Origin of the sequence: Paenibacillus chibensis, from assembly GCF_004001045.1 — a bacterium.
Lineage (GTDB): Bacteria > Bacillota > Bacilli > Paenibacillales > Paenibacillaceae > Paenibacillus_AQ > Paenibacillus_AQ chibensis.
In genome coordinates this window covers 25,506-32,957 of record NZ_BIMK01000047.1, presented here as the reverse complement: position 1 = coordinate 32,957, position 7,452 = coordinate 25,506, and the positions used below count along the sequence as shown (strand labels likewise).

Below are 7,452 nucleotides of genomic sequence, written 5' to 3'. Positions count from 1 at the left end.
GTAGAGTTGCTTCCTTATATCGCAAGGATTTTTACCGCTAAACGCGGTCTGTCGACTTTGCATTACATCGATAAGAAAATTCTTATATCGCAAGAAAAACTACTGCTGGACGCGGTCTGTCTGATAACAAGCAGTATGGGACAGACGTTTTTCTTTTGAGAATGTGAATGACATCAGTTCTGGTATGCTCCGCCCTGGGCAGAGCAGTAAGCAAAGACGGTTTCTAAAACTGGCACCAGACAGGTGCTGTCTTAAAGTGGAGGGTAAACATTTGAAAGAGCCTATTTTTAAACGTGTTGTCTTGAAGGTTAGCGGCGAATCGCTCGCGGGCCAAAACGGATACGGCATCGATGCGGCAACGATTGCATCCATTGCTGAGCAAGTGAAGGAAGTTGTGGAACTTGGCGTTCAAGTCGCAATTGTATGCGGCGGCGGCAACATTTGGAGAGGCATTGCGGGCAGCTCGAGCGGGATCGACCGGGCAACGGCCGATTACATGGGGATGCTGGCCACGGTTATGAACTCACTGGCACTCCAGGATGCCCTGGAACAGATCGAAGTGCCTACGCGCGTGCAAACCTCGATTGCGATGCAGCAGATCGCAGAGCCTTATATTCGCCGCAGAGCCATCCGGCACCTGGAAAAAGGCCGTGTTGTCATATTTGCGGCAGGTACCGGCAACCCGTTCTTCTCGACGGATACGACAGCGGCGCTGCGTGCGGCTGAGATTGAAGCCGAGGTCATTCTGATGGCCAAGAACAAAGTGGACGGCGTTTATTCCGCTGATCCTTTCAAAGACAGCACGGCTGAAAAGTACGAGCAGCTGACTTATCTGGACGTACTGAATAAAAACCTGGGTGTAATGGACTCCACAGCATCTTCTCTGTGCATGGACAACAATATTCCGCTTATCGTATTTGCGATTACTGAGCAAGGAAACATCAAACGGGTCGTTCAGGGGGAAAAAATCGGAACGATCGTTAAAGGGAGTGTAGACTAATGCCTCAAACGGTGAAAAAACACGCGGAAGAGCGCATGGAGAAAGCGATTGGCGCTTTGAAAAGAGATCTTGCAACATTGCGCGCAGGCCGTGCGACGCCGGCCCTTCTGGACCGGATTCAAGTTGAATATTACGGAGCGATGACGCCGCTGAACCAGCTGGCGAACATCAACACGCCGGATACCCGCACATTGATGATTCAGCCATGGGATAAATCGTCCTTGTCCGATATCGAAAGAGCGATCATGAAATCCGATCTCGGCCTAACGCCTGCCAACGACGGCAACACGATTCGTCTGGTGATTCCTCCGCTTACCGAGGAGCGCCGTACCGAGCTCGTGAAAATGACCAAGAAGTTCGGCGAAGAAGCTAAAGTAGCCATTCGCAATATCCGCCGCGACGCTAATGATGACATCAAAAAAATGGAAAAAACCGATATATCTGAAGATGAATCCCGCCGTCACCAGGACGACATCCAAAAAACGACGGACAAATTCATTGCGGAAGTCGACAAAGTGCTCGTAGCTAAAGAAAAAGAGATCATGGAAGTATAAGAGACTTGCGGCCCCTCCTATTATGGTGGGGTTTGTGTCTTTTTTTGCAGAAACCCGCATGGAGGAACTAGAATGATCAAACGAGTTCGATCGTGGTGGACACGAAAAGACAAGGTACAGCCGCCAGAGCAATCCATGGACAATGTTCCTGAGCATGTCGCCATTATTATGGACGGTAACGGCCGCTGGGCGAAAAGCCATGGACTGCCGCGCTTTATCGGGCATCAAAATGGAATGAAGGCCGTAAAACGGACTTCGATCGCCGCAGATAAGCTGGGAATCAAGTATTTGACGCTGTATGCCTTTTCGACGGAAAACTGGAAGCGTCCCAAGGACGAAGTCGATTTTCTGATGCGTCTGCCGCAGGAATTTCTGGCTCTGGAGCTGGAAGAGCTGATCGAGAAAAATGTGCAGGTCCGGATGATGGGTGACCGTGAAGGTCTGCCGGCGCACACGGTCAACGCGATGGAAGAAGCCGTCCGCCGCACGCAAGGCAACACGGGCTTGGTGCTTAATTTTGCGCTTAATTACGGCAGCCGTAAGGAAATTACGGAATGTATGCGCGAATTGGGAAAGAAAATCAAGTCGGGCGCTTTAGACCCGGAGGACATTACGCCTGAAATGATAGACGGACAGATGTTTTCCAAAGACCTTCCGGATCCGGATTTGATCATACGTACCAGCGGTGAGATGCGGATCAGCAATTTTATGCTGTGGCAAATGGCCTACAGCGAGATGTGGTTTACGGATATTTACTGGCCTGATTTCAATGAACAATCATTATATGAAGCGGTCGCCGAATACCAGCGCAGGACGCGGAGATACGGTGGCCTGACCTAGCCTGATGGAGGAGAGAACCGTTTGAAACAACGACTCATAACCGGAATAATAGCTGGAGTTGTTTTTTTGGGATTTTGCCTGCTTGGGAAACTTCCCTACCATCTCATTGTCCTAGCCATGGCGATGATCGGGTACTATGAATTCGTCCGCATGACGAAGATTTCTCCGTTTGGCGGCACGGCAATACTCGGGTACCTGGGCGTTTTGATGTTTATGTTTCCCTGGAAGCTGCTGAACATCGACTTTCCGCTTTCCTGGGACCATGCCATCTGGCTGCTCATGTTCCTGTTCCTGCTGGTAACGGTCGTCACGAAGAACAAGATCGGTATTCAGCAGGCTGCGCTCCTGTTTGTGGGGGCCGTCTACGTCGGCGTTGGCTTTTCCTATATCGCCAGCTCGCGCAATGCGCCTGACGGTCATGGCTTGTTCTGGACGTTCCTGCTGCTTGTGTCGATTTGGGCCAGCGATGCCGGAGCGTATTTTGTAGGAAAATGGATCGGCAAAACCAAGCTGTGGCCAGCAATCAGCCCGAATAAGACTATTGAAGGCGCGCTTGGTGGCGTCGTTATTTCGATGATCGCGGCCGCCGTATTCTCCCTTTTGTCGGGAGGAATTCTTTCGTTCGGACGGGCTTTAGCCATCGGACTGGCCTGCGCCGTTGCCGGACAACTCGGAGATTTGGTTCAATCTGCATACAAACGCGTATACGGCATCAAGGATTCCGGTAATTTGCTGCCGGGTCACGGAGGCATTCTGGACCGCTGCGACAGCTGGATCATCGTCTTTCCGTTTGTACATATTATGATGCTGATGCCTTATTAAAACGAGAGAAGGTTCGTTATGAAGAAGATTAGCGTGCTCGGTTCCACGGGCTCGATCGGGACACAGACACTGGATGTGGTGGCGAAGCATTCTGACCATTTTCAAATCGACGGTCTTGCGGCAGGAACGAATACAGCCCTGCTTCTTGATCAGGTTCGGCAGTTCAAACCACGCAAAGTTTCGGTAGGAAGCCGTGAACTGGCTGAACAGATCAAGACGGAGGTTCCGGAAGGAACCGAGGTGTTTTACGGAGATCAAGGATTGATCGAAGTCGCTGCAGGGACGGACGCCGAGATGGTTGTCACCGCGGTGATGGGGAGCCTTGGACTTCCGTCCACGCTGGCTGCGATTGAGGCCGGTAAAACAATCGGGCTTGCCAATAAGGAAACGCTCGTCACGGCCGGTCATCTGGTAACGGCGTTAGCGGCGAAAAAAGGCGTTAAGCTGCTGCCGATCGACAGCGAGCATTCAGCGATTTTTCAATGCTTGAACGGCGAGAGCCGCAAGGATCTGGCCGGCATCACGCTGACGGCATCCGGTGGCTCTTTCCGCGACCGGACCCGCGAGGAATTGAAGCATGTAACCGTGGAAGATGCGCTGAAGCATCCGAACTGGTCGATGGGAGCCAAAATTACGATCGATTCGGCGACGATGGTGAACAAGGGCCTGGAAGTCATCGAGGCTCACTGGCTGTTTGGGCTGCCTTACGAGCAGATCAACGTGCTCCAGCACCCGGAGAGCATCATCCATTCGTTTGTGGAATTCAAGGATACTAGCATCATTGCCCAATTGGGCAACCCGGACATGCGAGTGCCGATTCAGTATGCGCTCACGTATCCGGAGCGGTGGGAATCCCCTTCGCAGCGCCTTTCGCTGGCCGAAGTGGGCAGGCTCAATTTTCGCGAAATGGACTTTGAACGCTTCCCTTGTTTAAGACTTGCCTATGATTGTGGTAAAATGGGTGGTACAGCCACCACTGCATTTAATGCTGCGAACGAGGTGGCGGTTGCGCGGTTTTTGCGCAGGGAGATTTCATTTTTGCAAATTGAGGATATTATCGAAAGAGTGCTTGATCAGCATCACAACATATCTGAACCTGAACTTGCGGAGATCGAAGCGTGCGACAAGCGCACCCGGGAGACCGCAGCCAAGCTGTAAAGGCTGGCATGCGAACCTTTTCCGCAGTGACCCACTCTTCTCCCTTATCTAAAAAATGACCCAAAAGTGATTCTCTTGTGCGGGGCTGGAGAATAATGATAATCTATATAGACTGAATCGAGAGACGAGCCTGACGGCGGAAAGCCGCAGGAATAGCGGGACTTAAACCGCTCCAGACGGACAATAATTCATTCTATAGGAATCGATCTATGATCGTATTCGTGAGGAATCGATCTATGATCGTATTCGTGGATTATAAAGCTTCGGTCTCAGACAATAAAGGGGGATGCGACGAATTGGAAATGGTGCAGGTAGTTTTTTTAACGGTGCTCATGTTTTTCGTCATCGTGACCGTACATGAGTGGGGACATTATTATTTCGCCAAACGCGCCGGCATATTGGTTCGGGAGTTTGCGATCGGTTTCGGTCCGAAACTGTTTTCTTATAAACGCGGGGAAACCCAATTTACGCTTCGCCTGCTGCCGTTTGGCGGCTATGCACGCATGGCCGGCGAGGATCCCGAGCTTGTGGAGATCCATCCGGGACAGACGGTTGCCATCAGAGTGAAAGACGGCGAAGTGAAGAAGGTTTACCTGGATCAGCTGGACAACCGCAAGAACGTGATCCGCGGCGAAGTGGAGTTCATCGATCTGACGGACAGCCTGAAAATCCGTTTGGATGTGGACGGCGAAATCCAGCAGTATCCGATCCATCCGCAGGCGATGTTGGTGGCCAAATCCCAGGAGACGCAAATCGCGCCGCGGGATCGCCAGTTCGCCAGCAAAACGGTGGGACAGCGGGCGATGTCGATCTTTGCTGGACCGTTGATGAATTTTATTTTGGCGTTTATTCTGTTCGGTGTTCATCTGCAAATGGCGGGAATCCCGTTAGAGAACCCGACCTATGTGCAGATTGGTGAAGTTTCCAAAGGCATGCCCGCTTCGGAAGCCAATCTGAAAAAAGGCGACATTGTCGACACGATCGACGGCGTGAAGATTGGCGCGGATTACCAGAAGATGATCGACTTGACTTCGAAATCTTTAGGCAAGCCGATGAAGTGGACAATCCGCCGCGGAGATGAAGTGTTCAACGTAACCTTGACGCCGCGCGCCATGGAAGGGCAAGAAGGCGGCAAAGTGGGAATCACGCCACAGCTTCCGACCCGGAAGGCAGGCGTTGGTGAAACCTTTACCGGGGCAGGAACTGCCATGGTGGATACGACCAAAATCATTTTCCAGGGCTTCGGCCAGCTGATTAAGCAGTTCAACATGGACGATATCGGCGGACCGGTGCGGACTTTTGAAGTCACGGGCCAAATCGCCAAGCAGGGCATCGTTCAGCTGACGTATTGGGCTGCGATACTTAGTTTATATCTCGGTATTTTCAATTTGCTGCCGATTCCGGCGATGGACGGAAGCCGTCTGGTATTCCTGGGCGTCGAGGCACTGCGCGGCAAACCGATTGATCCGAGCAGGGAAGGCATGGTTCACTTTGTGGGCTTCGCGATGCTCTTCTTATTAATGATTGCGGTAACCTACAATGATATATTACGATTAATCAACGGATAATTGATGATGAAAGCTCCTCGCCGCCAGCGGGGAGCACATTCTTGGGAGGAAATCCATTTTTATGTCAAACGATAAACAATTTGTGACCGAGATTACGCCGCAGGGAGAGGACTTCTCCCGCTGGTATATCGACGTGATTAAAAAAGCAGATCTCATGGATTACTCGCCTGTCCGGGGCTGTATCGTGTTCCGTCCCGACGGTTATGAAATTTGGGAGCATATTCAAAAAGAACTGGACCGCCGCTTCAAAGAAACGGGGCATCGCAACGCGTACTTCCCGCTCTTCATTCCGGAAAGCTTCTTCCAGAAGGAAAAGGAGCATGTCGAAGGCTTTAATCCGGAGCTGCCTTGGGTTACGGAAGCAGGAGGGGACAAGCTGGAGGAGCGTCTGGCGATCCGTCCAACCTCGGAAACGATGTTCGGTCATATGTACGCCAAATGGATCCAGTCCTATCGCGACCTGCCTGTGCTGATCAATCAGTGGGCGAATGTGGTGAGATGGGAAAAACGCACACTTCCGTTCCTCCGGACCAGCGAGTTTTTGTGGCAGGAAGGCCATACGGCTCATGAGACCGAAGAGGAAGCGCGCGAAGAAACGATGAAAATGCTCGAAGTTTACCGTGACTTCGTTGAAGAATATTTGGCTATTCCGGTCATTACGGGACAAAAGACGCCGTCCGAGAAATTTGCGGGTGCCGTCGATACGTTCTCGATCGAGGCGATGATGAAGGACGGCCGTGCTGTACAGGCGGGAACTTCCCACTATCTCGGCACCAATTTCGCGGTCGCTTTTGATATTCAGTTCCTGAGCCGTGAAAACAAGCAGGAATACGTGCATACCACTTCTTGGGGTACAAGCACGCGCTTGATCGGCTCGATGATCATGGTTCATGGCGATGACCGTGGATTGGCGCTGCCGCCTAAAGTGGCTCCGACACAGGTCATCATGGTTCCAATCGGACCGCCAAAAACCTGGGAGGCCGTGGTCGGCCGTACGGACGAGCTTTTTGCCGAGCTGAAAAAGGCAGGCATCCGCGTTCGTGTCGACGATCGCAGCGACGTGCGTCCAGGGTGGAAATTTAACGAGTATGAAATGCGCGGCGTGCCGGTTCGTCTTGAAATCGGACCGCGAGACATGGAAAACGGCGTATGCGTCCTCGTATCGCGCATTACCGGCGAGAAGAAGGTCGTGCAGCAAGCTAACCTCGTGGAAGAGGTTAACGCGATGCTGGACCAAGTTCAACGTGAGATGTTCAACCGTGCAAAACAGTTTATGACGGACAACTTCTATTCGGTGGACACGCTGGAAGAAATGAAGGCAAGCATGGAAGAAAAACGCGGCTTCTCTCTGGCGGGCTGGTGCGGTTCGGCAGCATGCGAGAGCAAGGTGAAGGAAGAAACCGGAGCAACTAGCCGTAACATTCCATTCCAACCTTCGGAAGAAAAACACACCTGCCTCGTTTGCGGACAACCTGCCAAGCATACGGTTGTTTTCGCCAGAGCTTATTAA

Annotated in this window: 7 protein-coding genes; all 7 read left to right on the top strand. The window is 51.9% G+C overall.

The genetic code is table 11. The features are described 5' to 3' along the window. The first annotated feature begins 271 nt into the window (after positions 1–271). The 7 genes from pyrH to proS all read left to right on the top strand — a co-directional run bounded on the left by pyrH (position 272) and on the right by proS (position 7,452). Complete coding sequence (pyrH, locus tag PCH05_RS25695; RefSeq protein WP_127607333.1) at positions 272–1,000, top strand: UMP kinase; 729 nt, start codon at positions 272–274, stop codon at positions 998–1,000. Then, positions 1,000–1,554: a ribosome recycling factor gene (gene frr / locus PCH05_RS25690; protein WP_127607330.1), complete on the top strand. Its 555-nt coding sequence runs from the start codon at positions 1,000–1,002 to the stop codon at positions 1,552–1,554. The genes pyrH and frr overlap by 1 nt, the downstream gene beginning before the upstream one ends. A gap of 72 nt (positions 1,555–1,626) precedes the next feature. After that, entirely contained in the window at positions 1,627–2,394 is a 768-nt protein-coding gene (gene uppS / locus PCH05_RS25685; protein ID WP_127607328.1) for an undecaprenyl pyrophosphate synthase, read from the top strand. A gap of 21 nt (positions 2,395–2,415) precedes the next feature. Further along, on the top strand, positions 2,416–3,216 hold the full coding sequence (locus tag PCH05_RS25680; RefSeq protein WP_127607326.1) for a phosphatidate cytidylyltransferase: 801 nt from the start codon (positions 2,416–2,418) through the stop codon (positions 3,214–3,216). Between the two features lie 18 nt (positions 3,217–3,234). After that, entirely contained in the window at positions 3,235–4,374 is a 1,140-nt protein-coding gene (locus PCH05_RS25675) for a 1-deoxy-D-xylulose-5-phosphate reductoisomerase (RefSeq protein WP_127607324.1), read from the top strand. A 296-nt stretch (positions 4,375–4,670) separates the two neighbouring features. Next, entirely contained in the window at positions 4,671–5,942 is a 1,272-nt protein-coding gene (gene rseP, locus PCH05_RS25670; protein WP_127607337.1) for an RIP metalloprotease RseP, read from the top strand. Positions 5,943–6,003: 61 nt separating this feature from the next. After that, positions 6,004–7,452, top strand: a complete 1,449-nt coding sequence (gene proS, locus PCH05_RS25665; RefSeq protein ID WP_127607322.1) for a proline--tRNA ligase — start codon at positions 6,004–6,006, stop codon at positions 7,450–7,452.

Bases quoted from the DNA above. Each gene is read 5' to 3' on its own strand.
- proS (WP_127607322.1), top strand. From the start codon at position 6,004: ATGTCAAACGATAAACAATTTGTGACCGAGATTACGCCGCAGGGAGAG.
- frr (WP_127607330.1), top strand. From the start codon at position 1,000: ATGCCTCAAACGGTGAAAAAACACGCGGAAGAGCGCATGGAGAAAGCG.
- PCH05_RS25675 (WP_127607324.1), top strand. From the start codon at position 3,235: ATGAAGAAGATTAGCGTGCTCGGTTCCACGGGCTCGATCGGGACACAG.
- uppS (WP_127607328.1), top strand. From the start codon at position 1,627: ATGATCAAACGAGTTCGATCGTGGTGGACACGAAAAGACAAGGTACAG.